The following is a 19,317-nucleotide window of genomic DNA, read 5'->3' as shown; positions in this document are numbered from 1 at the left end:
CAGTCGCATGGCCTTGCGATAGCCCCTATTGCATCAAGATCGATCCCGCGTCGCGCGACAGCGCCGTACGTCAAGCCTTCAGCCCAAATCCCTGCATCAGCCGCCGCGTTGCAAAATCAGGATTGCCTGAGGTGAAGACCGCAAAGTCGAAGTTATCGGGATGCACGGCATCGGCGACATGCGGAACGAGGCTTCGGGCACGTCTGGCAATTGCCTCCGCCGGATCGAGCCAATCGACGGGCCAGGGTGCGAGCCGACGGAACACGTTGGCCATGAAGGGATAATGCGTGCAGGCGAGAACCACGATATCGGTCTTCGAACCGTCCTTCTCCACGAAGCACTGGTTTATCTCGGAAAGCACAGCCTCGTCAGACACAGCATCGCCGCGGATATAGGCCTCTGCCATCCGCGCCAGGTTTTCGGACCCGACCAGGCGCACGTGGCACTGTTGCGCGAAGGATTGGATCAGGTCGCGCGTATAGGCGCGCTTGACGGTCCCCGGTGTCGCCAGCACAGAGACCAGCCCTGAGCGCGTCCGCTCGGCGGCCGGTTTGATCGCCGGCACAGTGCCGACAAAGGTCATCCGGGGAAACGCCGCACGCAAGTCCGCCCCGACAAGCGTGAAGGCAGTGTTGCAGGCGATGATGCAGACCTCGGGATCGTAGTCGACAAGCAGCTTGGCGAAAAGGCCGATGACCCGTTCCTTCAGCGCCTGTTCTTCCCAGCCCCCATAGGGAAAGCCGGCATCGTCAGCAATATAGACAAACCCGCGCTCCGGCATCAGCACGCGCGCCTCGCGGAGCACAGTCAGCCCCCCGATACCGGAATCGAAGACCAGAACCGGTTTCAGTTCATTCCGCGCTGCTGTCATCTTTCGATTGTTCCTTGGCGTCTACGGGCGGCCGGCTACCGCGCGGATATTTCCGCGAGAAGCGGTCGAGGGAGGAAATCACGCCGCGCAATACACTGATTTCCTGTTCCGTGAACGCGCGGCGGGAAAGGACTGCGCGCAGGTTGTCCACCATTTTTGGCTTTTTCGCGGGCGGATGGAAATAATTGCGTGCGTCCAGCGCTTCTTCCAACTGATCGTAGAGACCGAAAAGTTGCTCTTTCGTGGATTGCGTCTGCGACATCGCCTGGAAGGGAACGGCCGCGACATCCTCCATGCCCGACTTCATCCACTCGTACGACATCAAGAGCACCGCTTGGGCGACGTTGAGTGAGGCAAAGGCGGGATTGACAGGGAAGGTCACAATCTCGTCGGCGAGCGCTACCTCTTCGTTGTTGAGCCCCCAACGTTCGCGGCCGAAGAGGATACCGGTGCCCTCACCTGCGCGGAACTTCGCTCGCAGCGTTTCTGCCGCCGCCACGGGTGAGCGTACGGGCTTGAAGCCATCCCGCTGCCGGGCTGTCGTCGCATAGACGAAATTCAGGTCGGCAACCGCCTGTTCCAGCGTCTCGTAAACCTTCGTGCCCTCGATCACATGATCTGCCTTCGAAGCGGCAGCCTGTGCCTTCTCGTTCGGCCAACCGTCGCGCGGATTGACGAGCCTCAGCTCCGCCAGGCCGAAGTTCGCCATGGCACGCGCGACCATGCCGATGTTCTCGCCCATCTGGGGTTCGACAAGGATGATCACCGGACCTTCCCTGAGAAGTTGCCGCTCGCTGTTCGTGCCTGCCATAACGCTGGATCCTTTTGCTAAGCAAGCGCGGGAATAGCCAAGCCGGACCGAAACGGCAAGGGTCAAGCACCAGCGTAGAGTCTCTCCAAGGTAGAACCGATCATCTCCAGCCCAAGGCGAGAGCCGGGACGCGAGAGCGGCAAATGCCGTCCGGGCGTGCCGCCGGTCTTTCTATCGACGAAGAAGCACTCCGACTGACGCTTTGCCAGAAGCGTTACGCGCTGAAGCTCTGCGTCAATCAACTTCGGGCTCTCCACATCGCTGGCGGCTGCTTCCTGGTCTCTGGCCATAACCCGTGCCCAATAGGTCGCGGCGAGAAAGATTGCCAGCGTTTGCCGAATATGTCCCGGCTTGGTGACAATCGACCAGGAGGTACCGAGAGGACGTGCCGCGGTGGCCACATCCCGGTATGCGGCGTCGAGCTTCTGCGAAAAGGCGATCAACGAGTCGGTCGCGTTCTTCGCACCAGCGGCAGAAAGAAGTTCTTCCAAAGCCGAGAACCACTTGCCAACTGCCATATCCAACGCTCCCCGCGTCCGCGACGGAAGGACGACAAACGCGACGAACGTGCCGGCAGCTGCGCCCAGCATGGTTTCCTCGATGCGCAACAACAGGAGATCGACTGTCAGCGATCCCATCATTCCATAGACGAGGCAGAGTGCGATCGACACGAAGAAGGTCATCGTCGCGTAGGATGTCTGCAAGAAGTAGAAGGCGAGGAAAATGGTGATCGTCGTGACGGCAAGCGCAGCCACCATATGCGCCGTGAGAACGGTTGCCAAAACCAGCCCCATGGCGATCCCGAGAAGCGTCCCAAGTGAACGCTGCAGCGCCTTCATAGCGGTATCACCACGGGAATTGGTATTCGTGAACACCAGGAACGAGGCAAGCACCGCCCAGAACCAACGCTCTCGCGAAATCATAAGTCCGAATGTCATCGCGATCGCCGATGCCAAGGTTATCTGCAGCGCGGAGCGGATCAGCGGATTATTGAGCGAAAAGTCGATCTTCGCAGGAGCGGCAATTTCATCTGTCACGGCAGCGACCTCGGCAAATCCTGTCGCATAGCCCCTTTCGATCGTCTCTGCGAGCAGCGCTCTTGCCTCTCCCAGGCGGATCAAAGCCTGGCTTGTTTCTGCCTCTAATTCGTCCAGTGTTTCCAGCATTGCCGGCGGCGGAGAGCCGTCTATGATCGCGTGAACGAGAGGAAATGGCGGCAGGCTTTGCGAACTGAGCACGATGGCACTCTCGGCGGCAAGATGGGCGTCGAACAGGCGGATCGCCAACACCGCCGCCGGCTCAGTGCCCTCGAAGACGCCCGCCGGCGGTCGTGGTATGAAACCCTCGGCCATCAACACGACTTCCTTCAGCCGCTCCTCCAGCTGCCTCAATTCCTGTGCATCCTTGTCCGCCATTCGCCCCACGGACGCGAGGGCAGCAATCTTGAACAAAATCTGGTTGATCCGGCCGCGCACGCTTTCCAGCGAGCGCAAGAGATCCCGACGCCAATCGTCGGGAAGCACCAGAGAACGTACGGCATGCCCGATCAAAGCCGGAGCGACCGGCCCGATCGCAATCAGCGGAAGGTCTGCGATGTGCGGGCGGAAGTAGGCTCCGAGAAAATAGGAGGTGAAGGCAAACATGCCGATCGCATGCCCACGCGGCCCGAACACACGTCCGGCCGAGGCAAGAAAGATGATGAGCAGGAACGCTGCATCCGACACATAGCGGTTTGTTTCGAGGACCGCGGCGAGGCCGACGACACAGACGCTTGCCACGCAGCCCAATAAACGCGTGACGAGCTGGGAGGCACCGCCTTTGTCCTTTACCGCAACCCCGCCTTCGATCGAGAGGACAATGCCGAGACCGTAGGCCGCCGCCGGGAGCGGAACCAGCAGATGGTGGATTGCCAATAGCGCTCCAAACGAGAGAACCATCGCTAGCGTTACCCGCGACGCGATGCGCAGACGCGACAGCGCCGGGTCGTGCGCGAGCAACCAGTCACGGAAGTCAAAACCGGAAAGCACGCATCCCCGCCCCTTGTTCGTGACGTCGAGCAGTCATTGATTGAGGGAAGCCTCGTATTCCTTCGCGGGACGGCCCGCCATCCCTCGCACAACCGCCATTCGGCAGGTGGAAACTAGCGCATTCGTCAGCCCGGGAAAGTGCCGTCCGGAGCCATCCAAGTCATCATTGTCCCTTAGCGATCTGCACCATGGTGTTTTTGAGCGAGTTCGGTGGTTGGCCCGGATCGCCTTCGGTGACGATGTCGTCGATGACCGGCTTGCCGGCCTCCTCGAGCATCTCAAAGCGGACGGTCGTGATCGCCTGCTTGTCCGATCCGTCATCCATGCAGGTCGCCTTCTTGAAGGTGACGACAACTTCCGTTGCACTGTCGGCGGACGGCTTGGGCGTGTAGGTCAGATCCTCAAGCGGACATGCATCCTCGCCATTGACGATCACATCGTAGTCGAACGGCGAGACACCGTCCTCGTCGGCAGCCGGGTTCTGAATGGCCGCCTGGTATTTCGTCACGAAGTCTTTGCTGTAGAGCCGCGAAAGCCTGCTTGGATCGAAGATGTCGATCCAGTCGCTGTCTGCGCCAGACCAGTTCTTGATGGTCGCGTCCATGATCTCTTTCACAGGCGCCGTAACGTCGGCGGCGAACATCGGCGAGGCTGAACCGAGCAGGACCGCTAAGGCAAGGGAAGTCTTCTTCATGACGAGCATCCGGGCAATGGTTTTGCGCCGGAGACTAGCCATTTTCCTCCGCTTGGCAATGGCCGCAAAAACACCGTCCCCTTCTGCTTCCGGCTTTGCACTCCCGGCCCACAATGCTATAGCGCTCGGCATTTGAAATCACCCACCCGGGACGCCTGTCCCTCAAAAAGCTCGAACGAGGCAGATACATGAAGAAGATCAAGGTCGCCAATCCCGTCGCCGATCTCGACGGCGATGAAATGACTCGCATCATTTGGCAGCTCATCAAGGATAAGCTGATCCATCCGTATCTCGACCTCGATATCGACTATTTCGACCTTTCCGTCGAAAACCGCGACGCCACCAATGACCAGGTGACGATTGACGCTGCCAACGCCATCAAGAAGCACGGCGTCGGCATCAAGTGCGCGACGATCACGCCGGACGAAGATCGCGTCAAGGAATTCAACCTCAAGCAGATGTGGAAGAGCCCGAACGGCACGATCCGCAACATCCTCGGCGGCGTTATCTTCCGCGAGCCGATCATCTGCCAGAACGTTCCGCGCCTCGTTCCCGGCTGGACCAAGCCGATCGTCGTCGGCCGCCACGCTTTCGGCGACCAGTACCGCGCCACCGATTTCAAGTTCCCGGGCAAGGGCAAGCTGACCATCAAGTTCGTCGGTGAGGACGGCCAGGTCATCGAAAAGGAAGTCTTCGACGCTCCCGGCGCCGGCGTGGCCATGGCCATGTACAACCTCGACGAGTCGATCCGCGAATTCGCGCGCGCCTCGATGATGTACGGCCTGATGCGCAAATGGCCGGTCTACTTGTCGACCAAGAACACCATTCTCAAGGCCTATGACGGCCGCTTCAAGGACATCTTCGAAGAAGTCTACCAGACCGAATTCAAGGCGAAGTTCGACGAAATCGGCATCACCTACGAGCACCGCCTGATCGACGACATGGTTGCTTCCGCTCTGAAGTGGTCTGGTGGCTACGTCTGGGCCTGCAAGAACTACGACGGCGACGTCCAGTCCGACACGGTTGCCCAGGGCTTCGGCTCGCTCGGCCTGATGACCTCCGTTCTCCTGACGCCGGATGGCAAGACGGTCGAAGCTGAAGCTGCGCACGGCACGGTGACGCGTCACTACCGCCAGCACCAGAAGGGCCAGGAAACCTCGACGAACTCGATCGCCTCGATCTTCGCCTGGACCCGCGGCCTCGCGCATCGCGCCAAGCTCGACGACAACGCCGAACTGGCGAAGTTCGCGGCCACGCTCGAAAAGGTCTGCGTAGACACCGTCGAAGCCGGCTTCATGACCAAGGACCTGGCGCTGCTCATCGGTCCCGATCAGCCGTGGCTCTCCACCACCGCCTTCCTCGACAAGATCGACGAAAACCTGCAGAAGGCGATGGCATAAGCCAGACGCAAATATCAGAATGGACGGCGGGGATTTCCCCGCCGTTTTCGTTTCAGGACAAGATAACAAGGGAACAACTGGAATGACCGCGACTATCAGACCACTTCAGCCTTCCGAGCGCGCGGCATGGGAACCGCTGTGGCTTGCCTACCAGCGCTTCTATGAAGTCGTCATTCCCGACGAGACGACCGACCTGACATGGAGCCGGTTCCACGACCCCGCCGAGGGCATGCATGCGCTCGGCGCATTCGATCCCGAGGGAAAACTTGTCGGCATCGTCCATGCCATCTTCCATCGCTCGACCTGGTTGCCGAAATGGACGTGCTATCTTCAGGACCTCTACGTGGAAGGCGATCAGCGCTGCCTCGGCACCGGTGCTGCCTTGATCGATGCGGTCGCCGATCTTGCGCGGGAGAATGGCGCCGGACGGCTCTACTGGATGACCCACGAAACAAACGCCACCGCCCGAAAGCTGTACGACCGGATCGCTGCGCGCTCAGGCTTCATCCAGTATCGCAAGGCGCTTTGATCGAACACGCGGACTTTGCTTCAACCAGCACTGTCCTATTTCCCGGCAGTGGATAGCTGGGTCGAGGGGGACCGACGAAAACCGAACAGGAGGAGGAATTGAATGGCTGAGGAACTGATACTCTACACGAACCCCATGTCACGCGGCCGCATCGCCCGCTGGATGCTGGAGGAGACCGGCGCTCCCTATGAAACCAAGATCATCGGTTTCGACGGCGGAATGAAGTCGCAGGAATATCTCGCCGTCAACCCGATGGGAAAAGTGCCCGCGATCCGCCACGGCAAGACCGTTGTCACCGAATGCGCCGCGATCTGCGCCTATCTCGCCGACACCTTCCCGGAAGCGGAGCTTGCCCCGAAACCGGATGAGCGCGGCAACTACTATCGCTGGATGTTCTTTGCAGCCGGGCCGCTCGAAGCCGCAGCGACCAACAAGGCGCTGGGCTTCGATACACCCGCCGACAAGAGCCGCATGGCGGGTTACGGCAGCTTCTCGGATGTCATGAACACGTTGGAGAAGGCCGTCGGTGCCTCGACCTACATAGCAGGCAATCGCTTCACTGCGGCCGACGTCTATGTCGGCTCGCATATCGGCTGGGGCATGAGCTTCGGCACGCTCGAGAAGCGCCAGGCTTTCGTCGATTACTTCGGCCGCCTGATGGAACGTCCCGGCTTCAAGCGGGCGTCGGAAATAGACGACGCTTCCATGAAGGCAGCCGAATAGGCTAGCCAAGCGGCATGTAGATGTCGGTCAGAAGCTCGGTCGGCGGTACATCGCGAGGGTTGTTCAGGTATTCCTCGAACATGAGACTGTCGCGCAACTGCCGGCCGGAAACAGGCAACCACTCCGCGTAGAGCCACTGGTAGGCCTTGTGCATGTCGGCGTAAGGCCCCTTGTGGCGCAGGACGGCATACTCGCCGCCATCAAGCATCTGGGCCTGCAGTGGCGGCGCAATGGCAACATCACCGTCAGTGCTCGCACACGCGATGGAGCGCAGCTTGTCGGCGGGCACGATGTCGGGATCGTCGAAGTACACACCGATCATCCGCATCGTTGGCTTGGCAAATCCGCGGACATGCAGGGTGCCGAACAGTGTCTCGAAGGCCTGGCCGATCTGCATGTAGGAGCCGAGGTGCGGTACGCCAATCAATTGAATTGGGTCAATCTTGCGTATGGTAACATCAAACATCGCTATGATCTTTCCGTTAGGTGAAGGTTCAAACGCTGTGTGACTACCCTTCTTCCGGTATTGCGCCGGCGGCATGCCGTAGACCGACTTGAAAATGCGGTTGAATGACTGGAGGTTGGGATAGCCTGATCGCTTTGCAATTTCCCCAACTGAAAGATGCGTACCGACGATATCGCCCGCAGCACGATGCAGCCGCAACCGCTTTACGGTCGCGGCAAGTGTCTCACCATGAATGGCTCGGTAGACCCGATGCCAGTGATAGCTCGACATGCAGGCGATCTCTGCAAGCTTGTCCATATCCAGATCCTCGTCGAGGTGATTGTGGATATGGGCGGATACCCGGCGAAGCCGAGCTTCATAGAGCGTCCATGCCGTTGCGCCATTCATGTCAGAACCTCTTGCAAACCGATCGGCCAACAGAACCATAGCGTGATTTGACAAATCCTGCGGACTTCGACGACTACGCAAAGAAAAAGGCGGGATCACCCCGCCTTTCTAAAAATCGATGTAGTTCAGTACGCTCAGCTTGCCAGCGCGAGCGCCACGGCTTCGATCGCCTCATCGGCCTTCGCACCGTCGGGACCACCGGCCTGGGCCATGTCGGGACGACCGCCGCCGCCCCTTCCGCCCAATGCCGCCGACGCGACGCGGACGAGATCGACAGCGCTGAAACGGCCAGTCAGGTCAGGAGTGACGGCGACAACGGCGCTTGCCTTGCCATCGTCGGATACGCCGATCAGAGCAACGACGCCGGAGCCGAGACTTGCCTTGCCGTCGTCGGCGAGACCCTTGAGATCCTTCGGATCCACGCCCGAGATCGCCTTGCCGAGGAATTTCACGCCGCCGACTTCGCGCACAGCATCATCGGCGCCGCCCTGCCCGCCGCCCATAGCGAGCTTGCGCTTGGCGTCCGCCAATTCCTTTTCGAGCTTGCGGCGCTCGTCCATCAGCGCCTCGACGCGCGACAGCACCTCGCCCGGCTGGACCTTGAGCGCGCCGGCAAGCGCCTTCACGCGCTCGTCCTGCTCGGCAAGATAGGCACGCGCCGGCTCGCCGGTCACCGCTTCGAGGCGGCGCACGCCGGAGCTCACCGCGCTGTCGCCGAGAATGCGCACGAGGCCGATGTCACCGGTCGCCGACACATGCGTACCGCCGCAGAGCTCGACCGAGTAGGCCTTGCCCGCCTTGGCGCCATGCAGCCCGCGGCCCATCGAGACCACGCGCACTTCCTCGCCGTACTTCTCGCCGAACAGCGCCATCGCACCTTCAGCGATCGCGTCGTCGACGCTCATCAGGCGCGTCGTGACAGGCGAATTCTGCAGGATGATCTCGTTGGCCATATCCTCGACGCGCTTCAGCTCTTCCGCCGTCATCGGCTTCGGATGCGAGACGTCGAAACGCAGGCGCTCCGGCGCAACCAGCGAGCCCTTCTGCGCCACGTGCGTGCCGAGAACCTCGCGCAGCGCTTCATGCAGCAGGTGGGTCGCCGAGTGGTTGGCGCGGATGCGCGAACGACGGGCGTGATCGACGGTCATGGCAACCGCGTCGCCGGCCTTGACGCTGCCCTCGACCACGGTACCGGTGTGGACGAAAAGCCCCTCGCCGCGCTTCTGCGTGTCAGAGATTTCGATCTTCGCGGTGTCGGAGGAGATGATCCCAGTATCGCCAATCTGGCCACCGGATTCACCGTAGAACGGCGTCTGGTTGACGACGATCTGCACCTTGTCGCCCTTGGCGGCCGCGTCGACGGTAACACCGTCCTTGACGATCGCCTGTACCACGCCTTCGGCCGTCTCGGTGTCATAGCCGAGGAATTCGGTTGCGCCGTGCTTGTCGCGCAGCTCGAACCAGATGGTTTCCGTGGCCTTGTCGCCGGAGCCGGCCCAGTGCGAACGGGCCTCCGCCTTCTGCCGCTCCATCGCATCGGTGAAGCCGGCGAGATCGACGCTGATTTCGCGGGCGCGCAGCGCGTCCTGCGTCAGGTCGAGCGGGAAGCCATATGTGTCGTAGAGCTTGAAGGCGGTATCGCCGTCCAACATGTCGCCCTTGCCGAGCGTTGTCGTCGCGTCGGAGAGCAGCGACAGGCCGCGCTTCAGCGTCGTGCGGAACTTGGTTTCCTCAAGCTTCAGCGTCTCGGTGATCAGCGCTTCGGCGCGCACCAGCTCCGGATAGGCACGGCCCATCTGCTGGATCAGCGCTGGCAGGAGTTTCCACATCAGCGGCTCGCGGGCGCCGAGCAGTTCGGCATGACGCATGGCGCGGCGCATGATGCGACGCAGAACGTAACCGCGGCCTTCGGCCGACGGCAGAACGCCGTCCGCGATCAGGAAGGCCGACGAGCGCAGATGGTCGGCTATGACCCGGTGGCTGGCGCGCTGCTCACCTTCGGCCTTGACGCCGGTTGCCTCTTCCGAGGCCTCGATCAGGGCGCGGAAAAGATCGATATCGTAGTTGTCGTGCTTGCCCTGCAGGACAGCCGCAACGCGCTCGAGACCCATCCCGGTGTCGATCGACGGACGCGGCAGGTCGACGCGCTCTTCCTTGGTGACCTGCTCGTACTGCATGAAAACGAGGTTCCAGATCTCGATGAAGCGGTCACCATCTTCCTCCGGCGAGCCGGGAGGACCGCCCCAGATATGATCGCCGTGGTCATAGAAGATTTCTGAGCATGGCCCGCACGGGCCGGTATCGCCCATCGCCCAGAAATTGTCGCTGGTCGGGATGCGGATGATCTTGTCGTCGGACAGGCCGGCGATCTTCTTCCAGAGATTAAAGGCTTCGTCGTCGGTGTGATAGACGGTCACCAGCAGGCGCTTGGCGTCGATGGCGAATTCCTTGGTGATCAGGTTCCAGGCAAGTTCGATTGCCCGCTCCTTGAAGTAATCGCCGAAGGAGAAGTTCCCAAGCATCTCGAAGAAGGTGTGATGGCGTGCAGTGTAGCCGACGTTATCAAGGTCGTTATGCTTGCCGCCGGCGCGGACGCACTTTTGCGCAGTCGAGGCGGTTTTGTACGGCCGCTGCTCCAAGCCGGTAAAAACGTTCTTGAACTGCACCATGCCGGCATTGGTGAACATCAGCGTCGGATCGTTTCGCGGCACCAATGGGCTCGACGGAACGATTTCGTGGCCGTTCTTCTTGAAGTAGTCGAGGAAGGTCGACCGGATATCATTCACACCGCTCATGCTATGCCCTTCAATGCTGCCGGGAGGCAGGTCAAAACTTAAATCCAGTGGCTTTTATCGCTCGCCTTAACCACTGTCCAGCAGACAAACAAAACCGGCCGCATTCTCATCGAGGAATGCGGCCGGTTTTGAACTTCTGGCAACCGTCAAGCAGAATTAGCCGTCTGCAGCCTCGTCACCGTCATTTGCATCAGGCCCACCATTCTGCAGGAAGCGGTCGGCAATCAAACCGGCATTCTGACGAAGCGCGGTCTCGATCTCGCGCAGGAGATCCGGATTGTCGCGCAGGAAGAGCTTCGCATTTTCGCGGCCCTGGCCGAGACGCTGACTATTGTAGGAGAACCAGGCGCCCGACTTCTCGACGATACCCGCCTTGACACCGAGGTCTACGAGCTCGCCGGTCTTCGAAACACCCTCACCATACATGATGTCGAATTCGACCTGCTTGAAGGGAGGCGCCATCTTGTTCTTGACGACCTTGACGCGGGTCTGGTTGCCAATCACCTCTTCGCGCTCCTTGACCGCGCCAATGCGGCGGATGTCGAGGCGAACGGACGCATAGAACTTCAGCGCGTTACCGCCAGTCGTCGTTTCCGGCGAGCCGAACATGACGCCGATCTTCATGCGGATCTGGTTGATAAAGATAACCATGGTGTTCGACTTCGAGATCGAAGCCGTCAGCTTGCGCAGTGCCTGGCTCATCAGACGAGCCTGGAGGCCCGGCAGATTATCGCCCATCTCGCCTTCGATTTCCGCCCGCGGCGTCAGCGCGGCGACGGAGTCGACGACGAGAACGTCGACGGCACCAGAGCGGACCAGAGTGTCGGTGATCTCGAGCGCCTGTTCGCCCGTATCCGGCTGCGAAATAAGGAGGTTCTGCAGATCGACGCCGAGCTTGCGGGCGTAGACCGGATCAAGAGCGTGCTCTGCATCGACAAAGGCGCAGATGCCGCCCTTCTTCTGCGATTCCGCAATCGTCTGCAGCGCCAGCGTCGTCTTACCCGAACTCTCGGGTCCGTAAATTTCAATGATACGACCCTTCGGAAGGCCGCCGATGCCGAGCGCGATATCCAACCCGAGAGAACCCGTCGAAACCGTTTCGATCTCGACGACATTCTCGTTCGAGCCGAGCTTCATGATTGAGCCCTTGCCGAACGACCGCTCGATCTGTGAGAGTGCCGCTTCAAGTGCCTTGCTTTTGTCCACCGATTTGTCCTCTACAAGCCGCAATGTATTCTGTGACATTCGATCCACCTTTAGGTTATTGAAGCCGCTCAAGCAATGTCGCCGCCAATGCGGATTTTGTACCGCATTTGTTCTCATTGCGCAAGCCGCCTTCAAATGACTGAAAGAAAAAGGTAAAACGGCCTGTGTTCTGCATTTGTTTTAGTGATGGAAAGCAACAGCTTAGAGATAGGGCGCTGCCGGCCAGCCGGGTAGCGGCAGCGGGACGATTCGCATCTTCCGACCTTGCGGGACGATGAGATGAAACAGAAGATTCTGGTCCTTGGCGGAGCTCATATCGACAGGCGCGGACGCATTTCCGGCGACACCGTGGCCGGTGCCAGCAATCCGGGCTCATGGTTCGAGGAGCCGGGCGGCGGCGGCTTCAATGCCGCACGCAATCTGGCGCGATTGGGGTTCGAGGTGACCATGATTTCGCCCCGCGGCGGCGATCCGATCGGTGAGATGGTGAGCGAGGCAGCCGATTTTGCGGGCGTTCACGACCGCCCCTTTGTTTTTCTCGACCGGAAGACGCCGAGCTACACTGCAATCATCGAGAACGACGGAAACCTGGTGATTGCGCTTGCCGATATGGATCTCTATCGCATGTTCGTGCCGCGCCGGTTGTCGATCCGCGCTGTCCGCGAGACCTTTGCCGCGACTGATTTCATCCTCTTTGATGCCAACCTGCCGGCAGAAACGCTGGCATCGATCGTCGAGCGCGCCAAGGCTCTTAGCAAGCCGGTTGGCGCGATCGCGATCTCGCCGGCGAAGGCCGTTAAGCTGAAACCATGCATCCACGGAATCGACTATCTATTCCTCAATGAAGCCGAGGCCGCCGCGCTCACCGGCGAACGGCCAAACGACCCGGCCCACTGGCCGTCACTGCTGAGTGACATCGGTCTGCGCGGCGGCGTCGTCACGCGCGGCCAACGCGAGCTGATCGCGTTTGCAGGCCGCCGCGTTGTTGCCCTGCAGCCCGTAAATCTCGAGGGCGTCGCCGATGTCACCGGCGCCGGCGACTCGCTTGCAGCAGGCGTCATATCAGGGCTTATGCGCGGAATGCCCTTGGCCGATGCCGTGCGCGAGGGTGCGGCCGCGGCAGCCCTGACGGTGCAATCCCCACATGCGGTCAATGAAAATCTTTCTCCGGATTTGGTGAGGGAGACACTTGCCCTTGTTCCGTCGGCGAGAATTTTGCATTGAAGCCAATACAGACGAAATGGAAGAGACAATGACGAAACCGATCTCCCCCCTCCTGCCGATCGCCTACTCCAAGGAAGTCGCAAGCGCCAAGCAGCGCGGCGCGCCGATCGTGGCTCTCGAATCGACCATCATCACCCATGGCATGCCCTACCCTGGCAATATCGAGATGGCCCGCAGCGTCGAGGCGCTCATACGCGAACAGGGTGCGGTTCCGGCTACCATCGCAGTCATCCACGGCACGCTGCATATCGGCCTTGAGTCCGATCAGTTGGAGCAACTGGCGCAGGCGAAGGACGTCCTCAAGGTTTCGCGCGCCGATCTTGCCTTCGCGATTGCCGAGCGCCGTCACGGTGCGACGACTGTTGCAGCCACGATGATCGCCGCGGAACGCGCTGGCATCAAGGTTTTCGCCACAGGAGGGATCGGCGGCGTCCACCGCGGGGCGGAAGAAAGCTTCGACATCTCCGCTGACCTCGAAGAACTCGGCCGCACCGGCGTCATCGTCGTTTGCGCCGGCGCCAAGGCAATCCTCGACATTCCGAAAACTCTGGAAGTGCTCGAAACCGCTGGCGTGCCTGTCGTCACCTATGAAAGCGAGGAATTCCCGGCCTTCTGGTCGCGTGCTTCTGGATTGCGCAGTCCGCTGACGCTCAACAGCCCGGCAGCCATCGCCAATTTCCAGGCGGTGCGCGAGCAGCTCGGAATTGACGGTGGCATGCTGATTGCCAACCCGGTGCCGGAGGCAGACGAGATCCCGCGGGAGGAAATGGAAATCTACATCGAGCGCGCGCTCGACAGCGCCGAGCGCGACGAAATCAGCGGCAAGGAAGTGACGCCTTACCTGCTCAGCACGATCTTCGATCTGACCGATGGCCAGAGTCTGAAGACCAACATCGCGCTGGTGGAAAACAATGCGCGACTGGCGGCAGAAATTGCCGTCGCACTAGCCGGCTGATTGGTTGAAGGAGGGGCGCTTTGGCGCCCCTTTAGCTGTCAAGCGTCTCCTTGACGACGACGGCAAGCTGCTTGAGGGAGAAAGGCTTCGGCAGGAAGCCGAACTTCGAATCCGGCGGCAGGTTGCGCGCAAACGCATCCTCGGCATAACCCGAAACGAAAATGAACTTCAGGTCCGGATAATTCTTGCGCAGTTCGCGCAGTAGCGATGGACCATCCATCTCTGGCATCACGACATCCGAAACGACGATGTCAACCTTACCTTCGAGTTCGTCCATGATATCCAGCGCCTCGACGCCGGATCCCGCCTCGTAAACCGTATAGCCGCGGGTCTCGAGCATGCGCTTGCCACCCCGACGTACCGCTTCCTCATCCTCGACCAACAAGATGACAGCGGATCCGGTCAAATCCTCAGGTTGCTCCACAGCTGCCGGCACGGCTTCGATCGGTGTACCAGCCGCTGGCGTCACGGCGTCCACCTCTGCTGCAACCGCCGGCTCTACGATATGGCGCGGCAGGAACACCCGGAACGTGGTCCCCTTGCCAACTTCGGACTCGGGCTGGATGAACCCGCCCGATTGCTTGACGATGCCATAAACCATCGCGAGGCCAAGCCCCGTTCCCTTGCCCACTTCCTTCGTCGTGAAGAAGGGCTCGAAAATCTTGTCCATGATCTCAGGCGCGATGCCCGTCCCGTTGTCCGAGACCTCGACAAGGACCATGTCCTCATGCGGCATGTAGGAATAGTTGAACGCGGCCACCTCTTCCGCCGTCACGTTCTTCGTGCGAAGCGTCAGCTTGCCGCCTTGCGGCATGGCATCGCGCGCGTTGACGCAGAGGTTGATCAGCACCTGCTCGAATTGCGAAAGGTCCGTCTTCACTGGCCAGAGATCACGACCATACTCAACGTCGAGCTTCACATTCGTACCCGACAGCAGGCGATCGACAAGCATCCTGAGGTCGCCCACCACATCGGTCAGATTGAGCACGGTCGGTCGCATCGTCTGCTTGCGCGAGAACGCCAGCAGTTGCCGCACGAGCACGGCGGCACGATTGGCGTTGCGCTTGATTTCCATCAGGTCCGCAAAGCCTGGATCGGCAGGCCGTGCCTGCAGCAGCAGATGGTCTGAGGACAGCAGGATCGCCGTCAGAACGTTGTTGAAGTCGTGCGCGATCCCACCTGCCAGCGTGCCAACCGCATTCATCTTCTGCGTCTGGGCCATCTGCGCCTCGAGCGCCTTCTGCTCGGTCACCTCGACGGCATAGACGATCGCGGCCTCCTCCGGCGCCTCGTCGCTCTGGTCGATCACCGCATTGACGTAGAAGCGGAAGTGGCGGGCTTCATCCGTCGGCGTGCGCGAATCGATCGGCGGGATATCGCCCTGCCGGTCCTTGGCCGCCGCAAGCGCGTCTTGCAGCCTTGCCTTGTCGCTGTCCTGCACAATGACCTCAAGCAAGGCACCGTTCTCAACGTCATTGCGCGAGACGATTCCGGAAAACAGCTTCAGGAAGGGCGCGTTGGTGCGCAGGATGCGGCCTTCGCCGTCCACCGAGGCGATCGCCATCGGCGTGTTGTTGAAGAAACGCGTAAACCGCATCGCCGCGGCCGAGGCGGATTGGTCGCTTTCTCCGCTCTTCTGGCGGGTCAGCACAATCGTCCGGCTTTCTCCGGGCGCGCCGTCACGCATCGACGTGACGCTGTGAACGATCTGTGCAGGCAGGCTCTGACCGTTCATCTTCTTTAGGTCGAGATCGAGCGTCACCGTCTTCTTCAGGCCGGGATCCGCCTGCACCGACTGGATCAGCGCAAGCCCCTCGCCCGCAACAAAGTCGCCAATCGTTACCGAACCGGGCACGAATTTCGTGAGATCGATGCCGAGCCACTCGGCAAGCGTCGCGTTGAGGTAGAAAATCTCGCCCTTGCGCCCTGCCGAAAAGAACCCAGCCGGCGCATGGTCGAGATAGTCGATGGCATTCTGCAATTCCTTGAAGAACCGCTCCTGATCGTCGCGCTCTGATGTAATGTCGCTGATCTGCCAGATATGAAGCGGTTTGCGTCCTATCTCCTCGCTCCGCAGGCTCCGCGCTTTCAGACGGTACCAATGCGCTCCCGCGCCACTTGTGGCAGGGCCGAGCGACCGCAAAAGGCGGAATTCCTCGCTGCCCTCGCGGCCCTCACGCAGTCCGTTGGAGAGGCGATAAAGCGCCTCGTTCGATTCCCGATGTCGCGACAGCAGCGCTTCAAGCGTCTGAACCTCCGTCGACTTGCGCGCGCCGGTCAATTGACCATAGGCCGCGTTCGCATAGACGATGCGGCCCTTCTCGTCGGTAATCAGCGACCCGTCGGGGTGGCTGTTCAAAAAGGCCCGCGCCAGGCTGTCCGACTGCCGCTGCGGCATGACCTCGATGAAACCGATCACCGAGGACACGAGGAAGAAGATCCCGACCATGGCCAGCACGCCGAGAACACCGAGCACCATCTCGTTGTCTAGTGAGCGTTTGAAGACAACGAACCCGGCGGCTGCGCCAATCAAGACAAGCGCAAGCAGAATGATCCGCAAAGCCGTGCCCGTGCGCCCCCCGCGGTCCAAGAGCGGTTCGTTAAAGTCTTCGGCCTGACGCGGTTTCGTCATCTATTCCCTCGCATGGCCTGCCGGGCTTCGGTCGTAACAGGGAGACAAAGCAGGAATCAGGCGCCTTTTCTTCTTACCAATTTGCGGTCTCCGCAAAAACACTGGTCTCCATGAAGACTGATTGAATTCACAGCGAAGAGCGCCAATTTCGCCATTAAAATGCGTTGTTAAGAAAACATGTTCGAATTCCACTTCGGGTTGGGATGACTGGACAAGGCCGTCGCGACTTGTCTACGAAGTGGTAATATCGCGATGTGGTGCAAAACCGCGAAGGGAGTAAACCAAGATGTTCGATGATCTCATGGGAGCTTACGGAAGCCGCTTCCTTCTTGCCGCTGGCGGCGTCGGCCTAGCTCTGTTGCTGCTGATTGTCGTACTCTTGATCGTCCGTAGCCGCGCGCCTTCGCCCTTCGTCCGTGGTGGTCGCAATCGCCAACCACGGCTGCAGGTTCTCGATGCCGCCGCCGTCGATGCGCGGAGGCGCCTCGTCCTCGTTCGCCGTGACGACGTCGAGCATTTGATCATGATCGGCGGTCCGACCGATATCGTGATCGAGAGCCGCATTGGCGAGGCTGCAGACAAGGCGCTATCGGCCGAGATAGCGAATCAATCTGCACTCGTTCCTGCTCCAGCACCGCCAGCGCCCCCGCAGATCGAGATGGCACCGGAACCGCTAGCGCCCGCTCGTATTGCGCCTGCCGAAGTCCAGAATGCACGGCCGGTCCTTAGCCACACGCCGACCGAACCTCCCGCCGTCGAGCGTGCGCCGATTGAAGCGCGCCCTGAACCGATGAGCGCCCCCTCGTCCGCGTCGCCGCCGCCAGTTGCTGCCGAACGTGAGCGCGCCCCGCGTCCAGCACCGTCGTTCGAACCACGTCAGGCACCCTCGTTCGAACCACGCCCGGAACCACGACCGGCGCCTGCCCCGATCGAAGCTTCAGCCGCCGCTGATATCCTTGATTCGGCCCGCCAGCGTGTGCTGCCGCAACAGCGCATCGAGCCGCAGATCACCCCATCGCCCATCCGAAGCGCTCCTGCGCCCGTGCAGCCCTCGTCGGCGTTCGTTGAAGTGGGAACACTGGCGCCAGCAGTACAGCCGAGCGACTTTCAGCGCATTCTCGAGGAGGAAATGACCAGCACGCTTGCCGCCGAGCGCATCGTACCGGCACCGCAGGCACCTGCACCGCGGCCAAGTCCAGCACCCGGCAACCAACCTCGCCGCGATCCTGAAATGGCCCCGATTACCGGTGCGGATGCTGCTCTTCAAAACGAAGTCGCACGCATCTTCGGTGAAATGAGCGTCAATCGCGACAAATAGTCGATCGACGCACAAGTAAAAAAGGGCACCGCGGAAACCGTGGTGCCCTTTTTCTTGTCGGCATTTCGGGATTATTCGTCCCGGTAGACCTTTTCCCGGCGCTCGTGCCGTTCCTGGGCTTCGATCGAGAGCGTTGCAATCGGTCGAGCGTCAAGCCGCTTGAGGCCGATTGGTTCGCCGGTTTCCTCGCAATAGCCGTAGGTGCCGTCTTCGATACGTTGCAGTGCTGCGTCGATCTTGGAAATCAGCTTTCTCTGGCGGTCGCGGGCTCGAAGTTCGATGGCCCGGTCGGTTTCAGACGATGCCCTGTCAGCAAGGTCCGGATGGTTTGCGCTTTCCTCTGCCAGGTGGTCGAGGGTTTCGCGCGCCTCTCTGAGAATATCATTCTTCCAGGCCACCAGCTTGGCTCTGAAATAAGCCCGCTGATTACCGTTCATGAACTCTTCCTCTTCCGAGGGTACGTAGTTGCTAAGATCGATCTTCTCACTCAACGCGATTCTCCTGAAGAACATCTCATCTGGCGGGTGTATATCGCGAGCACTGCGGTTGATTCAAGCCAAATACGCTAGGTAAACAGTTTTTTAAATCTGTCATATTTTTACGCTAACAGACTATTTTCTCACCACTATTCCGACGAGCACGTGTTTCGCTCCCGGTAACCCCACACTTTCCTACCCTGGATTTAGCGGCGACTCCTGCCGGCACGGTTGACGCGCGGGCCGCTCACCCGCTACTGAAAAAGTCCCTTCGACGTGGATTTTCCTATGGCTGCAATCACGCCTCCGCCCTCCCGGATTTATCTGCTGCGGCACGCCGAAGCTGCCTGGGCCGCACCTGGACAACGTGATTTCGACCGCCCGCTGAACGACAAGGGCTATGCGGACGCTGAGATCGTCGCCGACAAGGCTGCCGACAAAGGCTACAGGCCGGATCTGCTTCTGAGCTCCACAGCTGCGCGTTGCCGGGACACTGCTGATGCCGTGCATCGGGCCATGGGCTCTACGCTTGACCTCCGGTTTGTCGACGCCCTCTACAATGCCTCGCCGGAGGTCTACCTTGAGATCATCGACGCACAAGAAACCATCAATTCAGTAATGCTTGTCGGCCATAACCCAACGATGGAACAGACGCTCGAAGCGTTGATTGGGCACGAGGCGCTCTGTCAGGCGCTGCCGACCGGCTTTCCGACGGCCGGCCTTGCGGTTCTGGACTATGACGGCGGGTTGCCAGGCTGGCGTCTCGTTGATTTTGTGATCGACTAAGGTCTTTTCGCGGAACG

The 19,317-nt window shown here is 60.4% G+C and carries 16 protein-coding genes; 7 read left to right on the top strand and 9 right to left on the bottom strand.

From position 1 onward, the window contains the following. Positions 1 to 70 precede the first annotated feature (70 nt). The 4 genes from murI to FHT76_RS29910 form a co-directional block, all read right to left on the bottom strand. Positions 71 to 871: a glutamate racemase gene (murI, locus tag FHT76_RS29925; RefSeq protein ID WP_259128516.1), complete on the bottom strand. Its 801-nt coding sequence runs from the start codon at positions 869 to 871 to the stop codon at positions 71 to 73. Next, complete coding sequence (locus FHT76_RS29920) at positions 852 to 1,682, bottom strand: RNA methyltransferase (protein WP_259128514.1); 831 nt, start codon at positions 1,680 to 1,682, stop codon at positions 852 to 854. Before FHT76_RS29920 ends, murI begins: the two co-directional genes overlap by 20 nt. A 62-nt stretch (positions 1,683 to 1,744) precedes the next feature. Then, positions 1,745 to 3,709 (bottom strand): FUSC family protein, encoded by a 1,965-nt coding sequence (locus FHT76_RS29915; RefSeq protein WP_259128512.1) that lies wholly within the window; start codon positions 3,707 to 3,709, stop codon positions 1,745 to 1,747. Positions 3,710 to 3,872: 163 nt separating this feature from the next. Next, positions 3,873 to 4,403 (bottom strand): hypothetical protein, encoded by a 531-nt coding sequence (locus FHT76_RS29910; protein WP_183862636.1) that lies wholly within the window; start codon positions 4,401 to 4,403, stop codon positions 3,873 to 3,875. Positions 4,404 to 4,591: 188 nt separating this feature from the next. On the opposite strand from FHT76_RS29910, the gene FHT76_RS29905 reads away from it, so the two are divergent. The 3 genes from FHT76_RS29905 to FHT76_RS29895 all read left to right on the top strand — a co-directional run bounded on the left by FHT76_RS29905 (position 4,592) and on the right by FHT76_RS29895 (position 7,055). Continuing rightward, positions 4,592 to 5,803 carry an NADP-dependent isocitrate dehydrogenase gene (locus FHT76_RS29905; protein WP_113521065.1) on the top strand — a complete coding sequence of 404 codons (1,212 nt, stop codon included), beginning with the start codon at positions 4,592 to 4,594 and terminating at the stop codon, positions 5,801 to 5,803. A gap of 82 nt (positions 5,804 to 5,885) precedes the next feature. Then, the gene (locus FHT76_RS29900; protein WP_259128508.1) at positions 5,886 to 6,332 is read left to right on the top strand and encodes a GNAT family N-acetyltransferase; all 447 of its coding nucleotides are present in this window, start codon (positions 5,886 to 5,888) and stop codon (positions 6,330 to 6,332) included. Between the two features lie 102 nt (positions 6,333 to 6,434). Next, complete coding sequence (locus tag FHT76_RS29895; RefSeq protein WP_259128506.1) at positions 6,435 to 7,055, top strand: glutathione S-transferase family protein; 621 nt, start codon at positions 6,435 to 6,437, stop codon at positions 7,053 to 7,055. A gap of 1 nt (position 7,056) precedes the next feature. Here FHT76_RS29895 and FHT76_RS29890 read toward each other — a convergent pair whose 3' ends face one another. The 3 genes from FHT76_RS29890 to recA all read right to left on the bottom strand — a co-directional run bounded on the left by FHT76_RS29890 (position 7,057) and on the right by recA (position 11,948). Beyond that, complete coding sequence (locus FHT76_RS29890) at positions 7,057 to 7,908, bottom strand: GyrI-like domain-containing protein (protein ID WP_259128505.1); 852 nt, start codon at positions 7,906 to 7,908, stop codon at positions 7,057 to 7,059. Between the two features lie 134 nt (positions 7,909 to 8,042). Continuing rightward, positions 8,043 to 10,703 carry an alanine--tRNA ligase gene (alaS, locus tag FHT76_RS29885; RefSeq protein WP_259186164.1) on the bottom strand — a complete coding sequence of 887 codons (2,661 nt, stop codon included), beginning with the start codon at positions 10,701 to 10,703 and terminating at the stop codon, positions 8,043 to 8,045. A 156-nt stretch (positions 10,704 to 10,859) separates the two neighbouring features. Then, a complete protein-coding gene (recA, locus tag FHT76_RS29880; RefSeq protein WP_016554154.1) occupies positions 10,860 to 11,948 on the bottom strand; it encodes a recombinase RecA in 1,089 nt (362 codons plus the stop codon). 240 nt (positions 11,949 to 12,188) lie between these two features. On the opposite strand from recA, the gene FHT76_RS29875 reads away from it, so the two are divergent. Together FHT76_RS29875 and FHT76_RS29870 are read left to right on the top strand one after the other, a co-directional pair. Continuing rightward, positions 12,189 to 13,133, top strand: a complete 945-nt coding sequence (locus FHT76_RS29875; RefSeq protein WP_183862646.1) for a carbohydrate kinase family protein — start codon at positions 12,189 to 12,191, stop codon at positions 13,131 to 13,133. A gap of 28 nt (positions 13,134 to 13,161) precedes the next feature. Beyond that, positions 13,162 to 14,088 carry a pseudouridine-5'-phosphate glycosidase gene (locus tag FHT76_RS29870; protein WP_114712814.1) on the top strand — a complete coding sequence of 309 codons (927 nt, stop codon included), beginning with the start codon at positions 13,162 to 13,164 and terminating at the stop codon, positions 14,086 to 14,088. Positions 14,089 to 14,119: 31 nt separating this feature from the next. On the opposite strand, the gene cckA is transcribed toward FHT76_RS29870, so the two are convergent. Next, on the bottom strand, positions 14,120 to 16,720 hold the full coding sequence (gene cckA, locus FHT76_RS29865; protein ID WP_183862648.1) for a cell cycle histidine kinase CckA: 2,601 nt from the start codon (positions 16,718 to 16,720) through the stop codon (positions 14,120 to 14,122). Positions 16,721 to 17,006: 286 nt separating this feature from the next. Here cckA and FHT76_RS29860 point away from each other — a divergent pair, with 286 nt between their 5' ends. Then, positions 17,007 to 18,038, top strand: coding sequence for a flagellar biosynthetic protein FliO (locus FHT76_RS29860; protein WP_183862650.1), 1,032 nt, complete (start codon positions 17,007 to 17,009; stop codon positions 18,036 to 18,038). Between the two features lie 71 nt (positions 18,039 to 18,109). On the opposite strand, the gene dksA is transcribed toward FHT76_RS29860, so the two are convergent. Beyond that, entirely contained in the window at positions 18,110 to 18,529 is a 420-nt protein-coding gene (gene dksA / locus FHT76_RS29855; RefSeq protein WP_007532954.1) for an RNA polymerase-binding protein DksA, read from the bottom strand. Between the two features lie 273 nt (positions 18,530 to 18,802). Between dksA and FHT76_RS29850 the strand changes: the two genes are divergently transcribed. Next, complete coding sequence (locus FHT76_RS29850) at positions 18,803 to 19,300, top strand: histidine phosphatase family protein (RefSeq protein WP_183862652.1); 498 nt, start codon at positions 18,803 to 18,805, stop codon at positions 19,298 to 19,300. The last annotated feature ends 17 nt before the right edge of the window (positions 19,301 to 19,317 follow it).

This window comes from Rhizobium sp. BK176 (assembly GCF_024808055.1).
The sequence above is the reverse complement of the archived record's forward strand: the minus strand, read 5'-3'. Positions and strand labels throughout refer to the sequence as shown.

Excerpts from the sequence above, each read along its gene's own strand:
- recA (WP_016554154.1), bottom strand. The coding sequence starts at position 11,948 with ATGTCACAGAATACATTGCGGCTTGTAGAGGACAAATCGGTGGACAAA.
- FHT76_RS29910 (WP_183862636.1), bottom strand. The coding sequence starts at position 4,403 with ATGAAGAAGACTTCCCTTGCCTTAGCGGTCCTGCTCGGTTCAGCCTCG.
- FHT76_RS29870 (WP_114712814.1), top strand. The coding sequence starts at position 13,162 with ATGACGAAACCGATCTCCCCCCTCCTGCCGATCGCCTACTCCAAGGAA.
- FHT76_RS29920 (WP_259128514.1), bottom strand. The coding sequence starts at position 1,682 with ATGGCAGGCACGAACAGCGAGCGGCAACTTCTCAGGGAAGGTCCGGTG.
- FHT76_RS29860 (WP_183862650.1), top strand. The coding sequence starts at position 17,007 with ATGTTCGATGATCTCATGGGAGCTTACGGAAGCCGCTTCCTTCTTGCC.
- murI (WP_259128516.1), bottom strand. The coding sequence starts at position 871 with ATGACAGCAGCGCGGAATGAACTGAAACCGGTTCTGGTCTTCGATTCC.
- cckA (WP_183862648.1), bottom strand. The coding sequence starts at position 16,720 with ATGACGAAACCGCGTCAGGCCGAAGACTTTAACGAACCGCTCTTGGAC.
- FHT76_RS29875 (WP_183862646.1), top strand. The coding sequence starts at position 12,189 with ATGAAACAGAAGATTCTGGTCCTTGGCGGAGCTCATATCGACAGGCGC.
- FHT76_RS29900 (WP_259128508.1), top strand. The coding sequence starts at position 5,886 with ATGACCGCGACTATCAGACCACTTCAGCCTTCCGAGCGCGCGGCATGG.
- FHT76_RS29890 (WP_259128505.1), bottom strand. The coding sequence starts at position 7,908 with ATGAATGGCGCAACGGCATGGACGCTCTATGAAGCTCGGCTTCGCCGG.
- alaS (WP_259186164.1), bottom strand. The coding sequence starts at position 10,703 with ATGAGCGGTGTGAATGATATCCGGTCGACCTTCCTCGACTACTTCAAG.
- FHT76_RS29850 (WP_183862652.1), top strand. The coding sequence starts at position 18,803 with ATGGCTGCAATCACGCCTCCGCCCTCCCGGATTTATCTGCTGCGGCAC.
- FHT76_RS29895 (WP_259128506.1), top strand. The coding sequence starts at position 6,435 with ATGGCTGAGGAACTGATACTCTACACGAACCCCATGTCACGCGGCCGC.
- FHT76_RS29905 (WP_113521065.1), top strand. The coding sequence starts at position 4,592 with ATGAAGAAGATCAAGGTCGCCAATCCCGTCGCCGATCTCGACGGCGAT.